This is a genomic window from Deltaproteobacteria bacterium, assembly GCA_020848905.1.
Lineage (GTDB): Bacteria > Myxococcota_A > Polyangia.
The window spans coordinates 51,671-66,552 of sequence record JADLHG010000003.1 but is presented as its reverse complement, the minus strand read 5'-3'; the positions used below and the strand labels follow the sequence as shown (position 1 = coordinate 66,552).

At 72.4% G+C, this 14,882-nt stretch carries 10 protein-coding genes; 6 read left to right on the top strand and 4 right to left on the bottom strand.

Going from position 1 to position 14,882, the window contains the following annotated elements; genetic code table 11:
• Positions 1-11 precede the first annotated feature (11 nt).
• Positions 12-443, top strand: coding sequence for a hypothetical protein (locus IT371_00540; protein MCC6746110.1), 432 nt, complete (start codon positions 12-14; stop codon positions 441-443).
• On the opposite strand, the gene IT371_00535 is transcribed toward IT371_00540, so the two are convergent.
• Both IT371_00535 and IT371_00530 read right to left on the bottom strand, forming a co-directional pair.
• Positions 385-1,275 (bottom strand): DUF2344 domain-containing protein, encoded by an 891-nt coding sequence (locus IT371_00535; GenBank protein MCC6746109.1) that lies wholly within the window; start codon positions 1,273-1,275, stop codon positions 385-387. The genes IT371_00540 and IT371_00535 overlap by 59 nt on opposite strands.
• Before the next feature lie 22 nt (positions 1,276-1,297).
• Positions 1,298-3,256 carry a TIGR03960 family B12-binding radical SAM protein gene (locus tag IT371_00530; protein ID MCC6746108.1) on the bottom strand — a complete coding sequence of 653 codons (1,959 nt, stop codon included), beginning with the start codon at positions 3,254-3,256 and terminating at the stop codon, positions 1,298-1,300.
• A 78-nt stretch (positions 3,257-3,334) separates the two neighbouring features.
• On the opposite strand from IT371_00530, the gene IT371_00525 reads away from it, so the two are divergent.
• The 4 genes from IT371_00525 to purE are packed head-to-tail and all read left to right on the top strand — an operon-like array spanning position 3,335 to position 8,226.
• Complete coding sequence (locus IT371_00525) at positions 3,335-5,767, top strand: DUF2723 domain-containing protein (GenBank protein MCC6746107.1); 2,433 nt, start codon at positions 3,335-3,337, stop codon at positions 5,765-5,767.
• A gap of 31 nt (positions 5,768-5,798) precedes the next feature.
• Entirely contained in the window at positions 5,799-6,524 is a 726-nt protein-coding gene (gene larB, locus IT371_00520; protein ID MCC6746106.1) for a nickel pincer cofactor biosynthesis protein LarB, read from the top strand.
• 32 nt (positions 6,525-6,556) lie between these two features.
• Complete coding sequence (locus tag IT371_00515) at positions 6,557-7,729, top strand: acyl-CoA dehydrogenase family protein (protein MCC6746105.1); 1,173 nt, start codon at positions 6,557-6,559, stop codon at positions 7,727-7,729.
• Between the two features lie 5 nt (positions 7,730-7,734).
• Entirely contained in the window at positions 7,735-8,226 is a 492-nt protein-coding gene (purE, locus tag IT371_00510; GenBank protein ID MCC6746104.1) for a 5-(carboxyamino)imidazole ribonucleotide mutase, read from the top strand.
• Here purE and IT371_00505 read toward each other — a convergent pair.
• The gene (locus IT371_00505) at positions 8,216-9,850 is read right to left on the bottom strand and encodes a response regulator (GenBank protein ID MCC6746103.1); all 1,635 of its coding nucleotides are present in this window, start codon (positions 9,848-9,850) and stop codon (positions 8,216-8,218) included. The genes purE and IT371_00505 overlap by 11 nt on opposite strands.
• A gap of 219 nt (positions 9,851-10,069) precedes the next feature.
• On the opposite strand from IT371_00505, the gene IT371_00500 reads away from it, so the two are divergent.
• Positions 10,070-12,364, top strand: a complete 2,295-nt coding sequence (locus tag IT371_00500) for a GAF domain-containing protein (protein MCC6746102.1) — start codon at positions 10,070-10,072, stop codon at positions 12,362-12,364.
• Positions 12,365-12,410: 46 nt separating this feature from the next.
• On the opposite strand, the gene IT371_00495 is transcribed toward IT371_00500, so the two are convergent.
• Positions 12,411-14,825: a hypothetical protein gene (locus IT371_00495; GenBank protein MCC6746101.1), complete on the bottom strand. Its 2,415-nt coding sequence runs from the start codon at positions 14,823-14,825 to the stop codon at positions 12,411-12,413.
• Positions 14,826-14,882: the final 57 nt, after the last annotated feature.

Below are 14,882 nucleotides of genomic sequence, written 5' to 3'. Positions count from 1 at the left end.
CGGAGGGATTCATGGCACGCATGTTCACGAGGGAGGCCATCACCGAGGGCCTCGAGGCCTGCAACACGGACCCGGCGCATCTGGAGCGGGCCAAGCTGATGTCCGGCACGGTGGTGCTGCGGGCGCTCGACACGCCGGACGGCAAGGACGTCCTGGTGACCTACACCTTCGACAAGGGACGGTGCACCAAGTGGGTCTTCGAGGAGGAGCCGGCGCCGTCGGCGCTCCGCAACCGCCCGTTCGTGCCGATGAAGGATGGGTTGGCGCGGGTGACGGCCGCCTACCAGACCTTCGTCAAGCTGGACAAGGGGGAGATGGAGCCGGCCGACGCGATGAACTCGCCCGACTACAAGATCGAGGCGAACATGATGATGATCCTGCCGCTCATGCAGGCCGTGGATTCCTGGAATCGGAAGATTCGCAGCATTCCAAAGGAGTATTAGAACCCTCGCTCGCGCTGTCCTGCCCCACGTTCGCGTCGATGGGAAATACCGTCGGCGGCTCGGGCGCGAGGACCAGTCGGAGCCGACGCACCCGTGCTTTGGGCGGCTCGAGCCCGAGCGCGAGGAGCACCTCTTCGGGGCGTCCCGTTCGTCCCTCACGGCTCGAGACGCGCAAGAGGAGCTCGGTCTCGCCGCTCGGGCCGACGGCGACCTCGAGCTCTTCCACGAGCGGCCGGAGGTCGTAGTCCTTCTCGCGCCGTCGACGCGGCAGCGTCGTGGCGGCGAGGAGCTTTGCCACCCGCTCGCGCAGATCGTCGGCCGAGGCGGGGGGCTCGAAGCGCACGCGGTACTCGGCCGCCTCGACGAGCGCGGGCAGGGCGCGCGAGGCGCACGGGAGCTCCGTCGCGTCGAGGGGGGTGAAGCCGGGCGGGGCGCAGCGAGCGAGCGCCGCGAGGAGCTCGTCTGCGGAGGGGCCGTCGACGGCGACCCAGAGGTCGAGGAGCTCGCCCTCGCTGCTGCACCCGAGGGGCAGGGCGGCGCCGAACTGCACCTTCGCGCGCGGGTGGTAGCCGCGGCTGTACACCACGGGGATCTTGCCGCGGCGGAGCGCGCGTTCGAAGGCGCGCTGCAGGTCCAGGTGGCCGCAGAAGCGCAAGGCGCCGTCCTTGGCGAAGCGGACGCGATAGCGGCGCGCGGCCGGCGGCGGCGCGGGGCGCGGGGCGCGCGGCACCAGGGCGGCGTCGGCCTCGAGAGGGGCGTCGGCCTCGACGGCGGCGTCGGCCTCGAGAGGGGCGTCGTCGCCCGTGGCGGTATCGTCCAGACGTTCGTTCATGGCAGCGGGCCTCGTGGGGCGATCAGGCCGTCGGCTCGAGCGGGGCGCCTCGCGGCGGCGGCTCCGTCGCGGACTGCGCGGCGGCCTTGTGCGCGGCGCGGCCCACCTCGGGGCATTGCCAGGTCTCTCCCGGGTTCGCGCGCCGGAGCTCCTTGAACTTGGGGAGGATGCCGCAGGCGAAGCACTTGTCGCGGCAGTCCTGGCGCGTCCGTCCGACGAGGCTCCACTCGTAGTCCTCGCGCAAGAAGGCCTTCGTCACCGCCGGGTCGAGGTGCTCCCAGGGGAAGACCTCGTCCGCGCCTCGCTCGCGGTGGGTGTAGAAGGCGGGGTCGAGCCCCACCGCGGCGAAGGCCTCCTGCCAGAGCGCGTCCTTGAAGTGCTCGCGCCAGGCGTCGAAGCGCGCCCCGCGGCGGTAGGCCTCGAGGATCACGGCGCCCAGGCGGCGGTCGCCGCGCGAGAGCCAGGCCTCGATCATCGTCTCGCGCGCGTCGGTCCAGCTCAGCTTGATGTTGCGATCCCGCAGCAGGCTGCGCAGCAAGGCCTGCTTCGCCGCGATCTGCTCGGCGCCGTCGCAGGGCACCCACTGGAAGGGCGTGTGGGGCTTCGGCACGAAGGTGCTCACGCCGACGTGGACCTTGGCGCGGCCACCGAGGGAGCGGCGGCCTTCGTTGAGCACCGCGCGCGCGAGCTCGGCGATGGCGCGCACGTCGTCGAGACCCTCCTGCGGGTGGCCGATCATGAAGTAGAGCTTGATCGTCTGCCAGCCGCGCCCGTAGATCGCGCGGGCCGTGGTGACCACCTGCTCGGTGGAGACCGGCTTGTTGATGATCTCGCGCATGCGCTCGCTCGCCGCCTCGGGGGCGAGGGTGAAGCCGCCGCGCCGCGACTGGCCCTGCAAGACGTCCATCAGCTCGGCGGAGAAGGACTCGATGCGCAGCGAGGGGAGCGAGACGTTCACCTGGCGTCCCGCGAAGCGCTCGGTCATGGCCCGCACGAGCTCGAGGACCTGGGTGTAATCCGACGAGGAGAGGGAGAGGAGCCCGACCTCTTCGTAGCCCGTGGCCTCGAGCGCCGCCTCGGCCGCGGCGAGGACCTCTTCGACGGAGCGTTCCCGCACGGGGCGCGCGATGATCCCGGCGTGGCAGAAACGGCACCCACGCGTGCAGCCGCGCATGATCTCGATCGGGACGCGGTTGTGTACGAGCTCGAGGGTCGGGACGAGAAAACGCGTGACCGGCGGTGGCAGCCGCGCGGCGATGTGCTTGCGCACGGTCGGGGGCACGCCGTCGTGACGCGGCCGGATCGCCTCCACGGTGCCGTCGGCGTGGTAGCTGACCTGGTAGAGGCTCGGCACGTAGACCCCGGGGAGGCGGGCGAGCGCTTCGAGCAGCTCCGCGCGCGAGCCGGTGCCACCTTTCCAGGCTCCGACGGTGCGCAGGACCTCGAGGATCAGGTTCTCTCCCTCGCCGATCACGAAGGCGTCGCAGAAGTCGGCTACGGGCTCGGGGTTGTAGGTGGCGTGGCCTCCCGCGACGACGACCGGGTCCTCTCGCGTGCGCTCCGCGGCGAGGAGCGGCACCCCCGAGAGATCGAGGAGCGCGAGCAGGTTGGTGTAGAGCGTCTCGTAGGGGAGCGTCACGCCGAGCACGTCGAAGTCGCGGATGGCGTGCTTGCTCTCGAGCGAGTAGAGCGGGAGTCCTGCCGCGCGGAGGCCCTTTTGCATGTCGGGCCAGGGGACGAAGACCCGTTCGGCGAGCATGTCGCTCTGCTGGTTCACCTGATCGTAGAGGATCGCCAGGCCCAGGTTCGGCATGCCGATCTCGTAGACGTCGGGGAAGGCGAGAGCGAGCCGCAGGGGGACCTGCGCCCAGTCCTTGACCACCGCGTTGAGCTCGCCGCCGACGTAGCGACCGGGCTTCTCGACGGAGAGGAGCAGGGATTCGAGCTCGATTTCGAGTTGGCCGGGGGTACGGGGGATCACGCCGGGGCTCCGTGGCACGGGCCTATATAGCATGGACCCGCGGAAGCACCAGGGCTTGGGGTGGTATGGTCGCACGCGATGGCCGGACGAACACGACCGCGGGCCGGGGGGCGTGCGCAGCGGCAGGAGCAGGCGCCGGCGATCCCCGCTACTCCGCGCCGGGCGCGCTGGGAGCTCGTCGCGCTCTTTGTCGCCCTGGCGGCGCTCTACGCCCTGACGGCTTGCCCCACGATCTTCTCCGGAGACGCGCCCGAGCTCGCGGCGGCGGGAGCGACGTTTGGCGTGCCTCACCCGCCGGGCTATCCGCTCTACTGCCTCGTGGCGAACCTCTGGTCCCGGGCGCTCCCCGTCGGAGACGTGGGCTGGCGTCTCAATCTGCTCTCCGCGCTGGCGGCGGCGGGCGCGGCCAGTCTGCTCGGGGCGCTGCTCCTCCGGCTCGGCGTCGGCGTAGCCGGGGCGCTCTTCGGGGCGCTCTCCCTCGCCCTCGGCGCGACCTGCTGGTCGCAGGCGCTCATCTCGGAGGTCTACGCCTTCGACCTGCTGCTTGGCGCCCTGGCGCTCCACTTCGCGGGGCGCGCGCGCGAGCGGCGCAGCGTCGGGGCAGCGGTGGCGACGGCTGTGCTCGCGGGCCTCTGGTTCGGGCACCGGACGGTGAACGTCCTCTACCTGCCGGCGCTGCTCCTCCTCGGCTGGCCGGCCCTCGCCGGGAGGCTCGCACGACCGCGCGTGTTCCTCGCGCTCCTCGGCGCGGGGGCCGCCACGCTGCTCGTGTTCGCGTACCTGCCGCTCGCGTCGCGGGCCCAGCCGCTGCTCGACGCGGGGGACCCGGAAACCTGGTCCCGTCTCTGGGAGCACGTCACGGCGCGGGTCTATCGACGGTACCTCCTCGCGGGCTCGGTTCCGGCCCACCTCGGCCAGCTCTTCGCCGGGCTGCCGCGGGAGCTCGGCGTGGCGCTGCTCCTCGCGCCCGTGGGGGCCGTCCTCGGGTGGCGACGCGCGCGCGGACCGACGGCCGCGCTCCTCTATCTCGTGGCGGCCAACCTCGCCTTCGCTGCGGTCTACCATGTGCCCGACGCGCAGGTATTCGTGCTGCCGGCGCTCCTCGGGCTGGCCGCGCTGGCCGGCCTCGCGGCGCACGCGCTCCTTTCGCACCTGCCGCCTCGCGCGGGGGCCTGCGCGCTCGTGGCTCTCCCCGTCGGGCTCGGGGCGGTGAACTTCGGACAGAACGACCTCCGCGGACAGACGCTCGCGCGGGACTTCGCGCGGGACGCGCTCGACCCCGCGGAGCCCGGCGCCATCGTGCTGACCCACGTGGACTCGGTCTCGTTCGGCCTCTGGTACGTGCAGGCCGTCGAGCGGCGGCGGCAGGACCTGCTCGTGCTCTCGCGCGGTCGCGCCGTGAGCTGGTATCAGCAGCAGGTGCAGCGACAGCGGCCGGAGCTCGCGCTGCCGAGCTACGAGGGACCCGACGCGGCGATCGCCTGGCCCGCGCTGATCCTGGAGCGCAACGCCGAACGCACCCCCGTCTACGTCACGGCGGACCTGGCCGGCTTCTTCGGGCCCTCGGCCTCGGCCGCGCTCCGCGAGCGGTACGTGGAGCTCCCCGCGGGGCTCATGACCCGGCTCGCGCCGGCCGCCCGGGCGCCCGCTCCGTCGGTGGTCGTGGCGCGAAACCGGGCTTTCTGGCGCGCGGCGTGGCCTCACGCCGTCGCGGCGCGCGAGCGGGTCCTCGAGACCGAGCAGGCGGCGCTCCTCCTGCACTACGGCAGCCTGCGGGTGCTCTTCGCCCGCTACGCGCTCCGTCACGGGGAGGCGGCGGCGGCGCGAGAGGCGGCCGAGGCGGTGGTGGCCCTGAAGGTCGGCCCCGTGCTCGACGCCGTGAACCGCGTCTATCGGCGGCAGGGTCACCAGTACCACATGAGCCGGATGCCCGAGCTCGCCGCGGGGCTCGCGGCGCTGGCGACGGCGCTCGAGAAGGGCGAGGTTTCGCTCACCGCAGTTCGGAGCCAGCTCGAGGGTCCGTCGCCCGAGGGCGTGCCCCCGCCGGCCCCCGGGGCCGCGCCGGGCCCTCGATCCTCGGGGCCGCTCTCCGTCGCCGAGAGCCCGGCCGAGGAGCAGAACCGGGAAGGGATCGCGCGGGCGCAGCGGGGCGACCTCCACGGAGCTCTCGCGGCGTTCGAGGCCGCGGTGCGCCGCGACCCGCGCCACGGCGGCGCGCTCTTCAACCGGGCGCGGGCGCTCACCTCGCTCGGGCGCCTCGAGGAGGCGCGTCAAAGCTATCGCGCGTTGCTCGTCCACCATCCGGCCCACGTGCCGGCGCTGCTCGGACTCGGGGAGCTCCTCGCCCGCGACCGCCCGAGCGAGGCCCAGGCGCTCTACCGTCGCGCGCTGGCCGCTCCGGTGGACGCCTCGCTCAGGACCGTGCTAGAGGAGCGCCTTGAGGCACTTGGGCGCGCGGCGGCGGCGGCGGGGGCGAAGGCAGGTCCCGCCCGTGCTGACGCGCCCCGGTGACGCGCGCTGGCGCAGTGGAGTACGAGCTCTGATGGATCGCATCGCCTACCTCGACGACCTCGCGCGCCTGGACCTGGACCGCCAGGCTCGCGCCGGGATCCCCGAGGCGATCTACGGTGAGGGGAAGACCCTCGACCAGGTGCTGCAGATCGCGACGCGCCTCGCGACCGAGTGCGGCCGCGCCATCGTGACCCGCCTGCTCCCCGGCTGGCTCGAGGAGCTGCGCGCCCGCCTCGAACCCCAGCTCTCCGTCGAGGGGTACGGGGGACGCGTGGCCGTGGTCCGCCGCCCGGGGCATCGGCCCGCGCCGTCGGGGGGCCTCATCGGGCTCCTCGCCGCGGGGACCTCCGACATCCCGGTGGCCGAGGAGGCCCGCGTCGCCGCCGAGGAGATGGGGTGCGCCGTGATCCACCACTACGACGTCGGCGTGGCCGGCGTGCACCGTCTCGTGGAGCCGCTCCGCGAGCTCCTGGCGCGCGACGTCGCGGCGGTCGTGGCGGTGGCCGGCATGGAGGGGGCGCTGCCCACCTTCGTGCGCGGCCTCGTCCCCTGCCCCGTGATCGGCGTGCCGACCTCCGTCGGGTACGGCCACGGCGGGCGCGGGGAGGGGGCGCTCACCACCATGCTGCAGAGCTGCGCCCCCGGCCTGACGGTGGTGAACATCGACAACGGCTTCGGCGCGGGCGCCACCGCGGCGCTCTACGCCAACCAGCTCGCCCGCGCGGCCCGACGGGCCTCGACCGAGGGCGCCCCGTGAACCATCCGCGACGCGAGGAGGCGTGATCGAAGATGCGACCCGAGATCGATTTCTACGGTATCGATGAGCTCTTGAACGAAGAGGAGCGGCTGGTCCGCGACTCCGTGCGCGCGTTCGTCGACGAGCGCGTGATGCCGATCATCCAGAAGCACTACCGCGCGGGGACCTTTCCCAAGGAGCTGGTCCCCGACATCGCGCGCCTCGGGCTGCTCGGCTCGACGCTCAAGGAGTACGGCGGCGCCGGTGTGGGCCCGACGGCCTACGGCCTCATCAACCAGGAGCTCGAGCGCGGCGACTCGGGCATCCGCTCGTTCGTCTCGGTCCAGAGCGGGCTCGTCATCTACCCGATCTACGCCTTCGGCAGCCCCGAGCAGAAGGAGCGCTGGTTGCCGCGGCTCATCCGGGGCGAGGCGATCGGCTGCTTCGGGCTGACCGAGCCCGATTTCGGCTCGAACCCGACGGGGATGCGCACCACCGCGCGGCGCGACGGGAGCGGCTTCATCCTGAACGGCACCAAGCGCTGGATCACGAACGGCAACCTGGCCGACGTGGCGGTGGTCTGGGCCAAGCTCGACGACCAGGTGATGGGCTTCCTCGTCGAGCGCGGGGCTCCGGGCTTCTCGACCGTCGAGATCGAGGGAAAACTCTCGCTCCGCGCGTCGGTGACGAGCGAGCTCATCTTCGAGGACTGCCGCATCCCGGGCGACGCCATCTTCCCCGGTGTCCAGGGGATGCGCGGCCCGCTCTCGTGCCTCACGCAGGCGCGCTACGGCATCGCCTGGGGGGCGACCGGGGCGGCGATGGCCTGCTTCGAGGAGGCGCTCTCCTACGCCAAGGAGCGGGTGCAGTTCGACCGACCGATCGCCGGCTTTCAGCTCACGCAGGCCAAGCTGGTCGAGATGTACAGCGACATCGTGCAGGCGCAGCTCCTCTGTCTGCGCCTCGGGCAGCTCAAGGCCGCGGGGAAGGCGAGCCCCGTGGCGGTCTCCCTGGCCAAGCGGAACAACGTGGCCATGGCGCTGCGCATCGCGCGCGTGGCGCGTGAGATCCTGGGTGCGAGCGGCATCGTGGACGACTACGCGGCGATGCGGCACATGTGCAACCTCGAGTCGGTCTACACCTACGAGGGGACGCACGACATCCACACCTTGATCGTCGGGCAAGCGCTGACGGGCATTCCGGCCTTCTCGGGCAGCGGGAGGTGAGCGCCGTGGAGGGAGCGTCGCCGCTCGTCGGCATTCTGGTGGGCAGCGAGCGGGACTTGCCCGTCGTGGCCGCCGCGGGCCAGGTGCTGAAGAAGCTCGGCGTGAGCTACGAGATCCTCGTCCGTTCGGCGCACCGCACGCCCGACGAGACCTTGGCCTACGCACGCGCGGCGCGGCAGCGCGGCCTAAAGGTCCTCATCGCGGGGGCGGGGCTATCGGCCCACCTCGCGGGGGTGCTGGCGGCCAACACCACGCTGCCCGTGATCGGGGTCCCGATGGCGGTCGGGTCGCTCAACGGCCAGGACGCGCTCCTCTCGACGGTGCAGATGCCGCCCGGGATCCCGGTGGCCACCGTGGCGATCGACGGCGCGGCGAACGCGGGCTACCTAGCGGCGCAGATCATCGCGGTCTCGGACGAGGCGCTCGCTGGACGAATCGAAGAGGACCGCGCCGCGCGGCGGGCCCACATCCTGGCCGTCCCCCCCGTCATGGGGTGACGGGACGGCGTCGCCTGAGGGCGGTTCGCACCCGGGCGCAGAGCTCGTCGGCCCCGATCGGCTTGGCCGCGAAGAGCACGTAGTCGTCGAGCCCCGCCTGGAGGTCGTGCGATTCCTCGTAGCCGCTCATCAGCACCACCGGCAGGTGCGGGCGGACCTTGCGGATCTCCGCGAGGAGCTGGCGCCCTCCCATGAGGGGCATCACCGCGTCGATGAGGGCCACGTCAAACGCCTCGGGGCTCTTTTCGAAGAGGCGCAGCGCCTCGGCGCCGTTCGGCGCGACGACCAGCCGGTAGCCGCTCTCCGAGAGCACGCGCTCGATCACCTGGCGGAGCGGCGCCTCGTCCTCGACGACCAGCACCGTTCCCTGCCCGGGCGGCAGCGGTGCCGGTGCGGGTGCCGGGGTGGGCCGCCGCGGCCGGGCGGGCTGCGACGACGCGGGCAGGAAGACGAGGAAGGAGGTCCCCTGGCCAGAGGAACTCTCGACCCGGATGATGCCGCGGTGCTGGTGCACGATCCCGTGCACGGTCGCCAGGCCGAGACCGGTGCCGCGCGCCCCGGGTTCCTTCGTCGAGAAGTAGGGCTCGAAGATGTGGGCCAGCGACTCCTCGGCGATCCCGGACCCCGTGTCCGCCACCGTGAGCACCACGTGCGGACCGGCCTGCGCCTCGGGGTTTTCGCGCACCTCCTCGGCGGCGAGCGAGGCCTCGCGCGTCGAGATGACGAGCTTGCCCCCCTCCGGCATCGCGTCGCGCGCGTTGATGCAGAGGTTCAGCAGCACCTGCTCGAGCTGCCCCACGTCGGCCTGGATCGGCGGGACCTTCGCGTCCAGGCGGAGGGTGATGAGGATGTCCTCGCCGATCGTGCGCTGGATGAGCTGCATCAGGTCCAGCACGACCTCATTGACGCCGACGGGGGCGAGAGCCATGCGCTGGCGTCGCCCGAACATCAGGAGCTGTCTCGTCAGCGAGGTGGCGCGCTGCGTGGCCGAGACGATCACGTCCAGGTCCTCGTGGTCGGGGCCCGGTGGGAGCCGCGACTGCAGTAGCTGCGCGGAGGCGAGCACGCTCATGAGAAGGTTGTTGAAGTCGTGGGCGATGCCACCGGCGAGCCGGCCGATGGCCTCGAGGCGTTGGGAATTCTCGACCTGCGCCCGGTAGCGGGCCTCCGCAGCGGCGAGGCGCTCCTCGAGGCAGCCCTTCTCGGCGCGCGCCCGGTCGAGCTCGCGGCGCAACCGCGTCTGCTCGAGGACTCGCCGCGCGATCTCGGGGAGGAGATCGATCGTGCGGCCGTCCTTGACCAGGTAGTCCTTCACACCGCGCTTCATCAGCTCCACGGCGAGCTGCACCTCGTCGGCGGCGGTGACCACGACGACGGGCAGGTGGCTCAACGCGGCGGAGAGCCGGTCCAGAAGCTCGAGGGCGTTGCCATCGGGGAGGCGGTAGTCGAGGACCACCAGGTCCGGGGCGTAGCTCTGGAGGGCGTGCGTTGCCGCCTGCAGCCCGTGCACCACCCGGGCCTCGAGGCCGGCCTCCTCGAGGACCTGGGCCTCGAGTTGCGCCATCGCCGGGTCGTCCTCGACCACGAGGACCCGCTGTCGCGCCATGATTCCCGCGTCGATCATGAAAGGACCCCACCTCCCCGCGCTTCGTCCGAGCCCCGGTCCGCGCTACGTTCGAGCAGGCTAGCATGCTCGCGCCGGGGACGGGAGAAACGAACCGGGGACGGGAACGCCGTCACCCGAGGGGAGCGGTCGCGGGGGCGAAAGACGAGCACGGCGCGCTGCGTCGCGAGGCTGTGATCCCTTCGCCGGCGAGCCGCAGCTGTAGTAACGTCACCGGGAGTGAGCACCCCGGAACGCGCGCGCGATCTACGCGATTTGGAGTTTCTCGCGGACGTCACGCGAGAGACCCTGTCGTCGCTGCAGCAAGGCCCCTTGCTGTGGCGCGTGGTGCAGCTACTCCGTCACCGTTTCGGCTACGACGTGGTGACCATCGGCGTGGTCGAAGGGGACGCCGTCGTTTTCCGCGCCGGGAGCAGCAGCTCGGGGGAGGCGGAGCTCGTGGACGGGTCGCCCGACATGGCCCTGCGCGCCCCCGCGGGGCGCGGGATCGTGGGCAAGGTGGTCGAGACGCAGGCCTCGCGGCTCGTGCCGGACGTGGCCGTCGACCCGGATTTCGTCGCCGAGCTCGCGGCGCCGAACGTGCGCAGCGTGCTGGTGGTGCCGATCGTCCACCGCGACGAGCTGCTGGGCGTCGTGGACGTGCAGTCCGAGCGTCCGGCGGCCTTCGACGAGACGGACCTCAAGCTGCTCGAGGTCGTCGCGGCGCTCGTCGGCCCGGCGATGCACACGGCGCGGCTCTACGAGCGGGAGCGACGAAGGTTGCGGCACTTCCGGCTGGTCAACGAGATGAGCCGGCTGGTCATGTCGTCGCTCGACCGCGAGCAGGTCGTGGCGATGGCCTGCCGCGCGATGCTCGAGACGCTCGACATCTCCTTCGCCGCCGTGCTGCTGCTCGACAAGACCGGGCGGCGCCTGGTGCACGGCGGGCACGCCACCCGCCTCGAGTTCGTCGAGGGCGTGGATTTCGAGCGCCTATCGCGGCAGCTCGGCGAGGGGGTGGTCAGCGAGGTCGTGACCTCGGGCGAGCCGCTGCGGGTCGGCGACGTGCGCAACGATCCGCGCTACGTGGAGCTGGTGAAGGGGGTGCGGTCGGAGATCTGTGTGCCGCTGCGGGTGCGCGGACGCATCCTCGGGGCGGTGGACGTGGAGCACGTCGAGCCGCACCACTTCACCGAGGAGGATCAGTCGCTCCTCGAGAACCTGGCCGGCTACCTCGCGCAGGCGATCGACAACGCGCGGCTCTTCGACAGTCAGCGCCGGCGGTGGCAGCAGCTCCTCGTGATCAACGAGGTCACGCGCATCTGCACCGAGTCCATCGACCTGGACCAGATCCTCGGGCACGTGGCCGAGCAGGTGCACGACCGCTTCGGTTACTTCGTCACGGGGGTCTGGCTCAGCGAGGAGCGCGAGATGGTCTTGCGCGCGCTGTCGTGCGAGCAGCCGACGACGGTGCAGCTCGGGAGCCGGGAGCCGCTCGGGTGCGGGATCGCCGGCCGCGTTGGACGCACCGGTCAGACGGTGATGATCGGTGGCCCCGAGAACTTCGACGCCGCGCAGGCGCTGCATCCGGACGTGCAGAGCATCCTCTGCGTGCCGCTGAACACCCACGATCGGATCATCGGCGCGGTGGAGGTACAGCGCTGCGAGCGCGACGGCTTCGACGACGACGACCGACTGGTCCTCGAGACGCTGGCCAAGTCGGTCGCGGGGGCCATCGCCAACGCGCGGGCGATCCGTAACGCCGAGCAGCTGCGCGAGGACCTGAACCGGATGATCGTGCACGACCTGCGGAACCCGCTACAGGCGGTGCTGCTCACGCTACAGGAGGTGTCCGCGACGGGGGGCGACCTGCTTCCGGGGACGGTGGCCGACACGGTGCGGGAGGGGGTCGGCAGCACCGAGGACATCCTGGAGATGGTGAACAGCCTCCTCGACGTGGCGCGCTTCGAGGCGGGGAGGGCGCAGCTTCGCCTCTCGCCGGGGGCGCTGAACGACCACCTGCGTGCGGTGGTGCGAAGGCTCGCGCCGCTCGCGCGCTCGCGCGGGATCCAGGTCACGACCGTGCTCTCGCAGGACGTGCCCGCGCTGCGCTTCGACCACGAGCTCGTGAGCCGCATGCTGCACAACCTGGCGGGGAACGCGCTCAAGGTCACCCCGGCCGGGGGACGGGTGACCATTCGCAGCGAGGTGGTCGAGGACGGTCACGACCGGGTGCGGCTCGTGGCGCCGTACGTGCTCGTCGCGGTGAGCGACACCGGCGAAGGGATTCCCGAGGAGTACCACGACAAGATCTTCGAGAAGTTCGGTCAGGTGGAATCGCGACGCGCCGGCGTGCGCATGTCCACCGGGCTCGGCCTCGCGCTTTGCCGGTACGTCGTGGAGGCGCACGGCGGAGAGATCTGGGTGCAGAGCCAGCCGGGGGCGGGGTCCACCTTCTTCGTCGCGTTGCCCACGCCTCTGGCGTCGGGGCGGGTCGCGCCGTCCCCACCGAGGATCCGACCGGGCGGAGACTGACGCGCGCCTGGCAGCGACGCGGGCGGCTGCCGGCGCACGCGGACGGTCAGGGCAGATCGACCGTCCCTGCACCGTCGAGACCCACCCCGCTCGAGGGGCTCGGCGCGGGGGCGGAGCCGTAGAGCCAGCTCCGGTCGTTCCGGTCGTCGGGCTGCCCATCCAGGCGGTAGGTGTCCGCGCCGTCGGTGTCCACGAACACGCCAAGGGTGAGCGCCTTCGGCCGCCAGCCGGTCTGCACGCTCTGCGGCGCCGCGCCGAGGGTGGACTTCCCGACGGTGACGTAGCCGTCCGTGCCCCCGCGGTTCACGAAGAACCCGTGGCCGTTGTCGTTGCCCGCGCCGAGCGAGAGGTTGGGGGCACGGTAGGCGTCGTCTCCGCCGAGGTCGAGGTGCCAGCCCACGGAGCAATCGTGTCCGACGCCGATCGAGGTGGAGCGGGGCGCGAGCTCGGCGTTGTAGCGGTCGTCGCCCCCATCCTCGAGGAAGAGCGCGAGGGCGAAGTGCGCCGCCGAGCCTTGCACGTACCAGAGGCCGTCGTAGGTGTCGCGGCCCGCCCCGTCGGCGAGGACGCCCGTGCCGTACCAGTAGCCGGTGCCCTGCGCGAAGACCGAGGCGCGGTAGCGGTCGTCGCCGGTCTTGTCGCGCAGCACCCCGAGACCGCCGGCCATGCTCTGCCCGTCGGAGAGGTCGGCGCGCCTGCCGAAGCCGGCACCTTGCACGAAGCTCGAGTTGCCCGCGCCCGGTAGCTGCGGCGAGTGGTAGAGCGGGTCGCCCCCCTGGGCTGGGTCCCCCACGTCGGCCAGGTACGCGTCGTTGCCGGTCGCATCGTAGAGCAGGCCCACGCCCTTCACGTAGCCGTAGCCCTGGGCCTGCGTGTAGGTCTCGTAGCGATCGTTTCCGCCTGCGTCGAGGAGGAGCCCGAGGCCAAAGATGCCCGCACCCTGCGCGCCGGCCTCGCTGCGATAGCGGTCGTCGCCCCCCGCGTCGTAGAGCACGCCCACCCCGAGCGCGCCGAAGCCTTGCGACATGCGGAGCGAGGTGTACCGGTCGGCGTCGGTCCCGAGGTCGAAGAGGAGTCCGATCCCCAGGCGGCCTGCGCCCTGGCGTGAGGACTCGGAGAGGGAGATCGGGCCGTCACCTTTGGTCGGTGGGAGCCCCGCGGCGCGTCCGCCCTCATCGGAGGGGAGGCGCGCGCCGTCGAGGGGGGAGGGAGCCTCGACGTAGCCGTAGGTGTCCGAGCCGGCGAGGTCGATGAGGACCGACACCGGGTTGTCGACGGAGGAGGTGGCGCCGGCGGGGATGCGGTAGGTGTCGTTGCCGCCGGTGTCCATGAGGAGCGCGATAGGGCCGGAGAGCTCGGGGTCTTTCGGGTCGTAGGTCGTGTCGCCCGGGCCGCGCAGGAGGATGCGCCCGATCGGCGTGGCGATGGAGAAGGAGACCGCGGTGCCCACGAAGCGGCCGAGGTCGGCTCCTTCGATCGCCGCGGCGAGCGCGACCGCGGCGCGGTAGAGGGGCTGCACCTTGAACCCGGTCGCGCCCCCCTGGAGCACCTTGTGGACCCAGGGTTCCCTCGGGTTCAAGGCCTTGCCGCTTCGCGCGCGCAGGGCGAGCGAGGTGGCGTAGGTGAAGAGGACCTCCGGCGTGATGCCGGGGCTCTCGGCCGTCTTGCCGAGGTCGATCTCCCTGAGCGAGGCGGCGCGGGCCTTGGCGGCCTCCGCGAGCGCATCCACGACGGGGGCCAGCGCGGCTTGCAGGCCCACCGGGACCCCGGCCACCTCGCGCCCGAGCTGCGCCGGGTCCGCCTTGCCGCCGCTCCCCTGCAGGAGGCGCGCGAGAGCCCACCCGAGGGGGGAGGTGCTCTCGGGGGCTCGCGGGGGCAGGCAGACCGGCCCACCGAAGCCGGCATGGTGCAGGGCGACCTGCAGGGCGCGCGTGACGGGGCGGCTGGAGGCGAGCGCCGCATCCAGCTCGGAGGCGAGCGTGCGCGCGAACCGCGGGCTCTCGAGGGCGGTGCGATGGGTGCGCTCGAAGAGGGGGAGGCGATAGGGGTCGGCCGCATAGAGGAAGGCGTAGACCGCCGGGTCGTAGCTCGTGTAGCTCGCGGTGCAGCGGTCGCGTGCCAGCTTGGCGAGGGCCTCGTCGAGGAGGTCCGGCGGCGCGGGTTTCGGCACCGTGCAGCCGTCCCGGAGCGGACCGGCGTCGGCGAGCGGCTGGACGCAGAGCGCGCTCCCGTCGGCGCCTGGCCCGCCCTCGGAGCGCGCGTCGGTGCCGTGTCCCGCGTCGGTGCCGTGTCCCGCGTCGGCGAGCGCCGCGTCCGAGGTCGCGGTGGTGGCCTCCCCGCAGGCCGCGAGGAGCGACGCCGTGAGGCAGAGCGCGGCCACGAAGGGCGCGGCCACGAAGAAGGCGGCGAGGAAGAGCGCAATCGACGAGCGGTCCGATGGTGTTGCGCGCGCAGACCTCATGCAGGGCCTCCGAAGCTCCAGGGGGGCGTGTTTACCACGCTCTCCGGGCCGACCAGG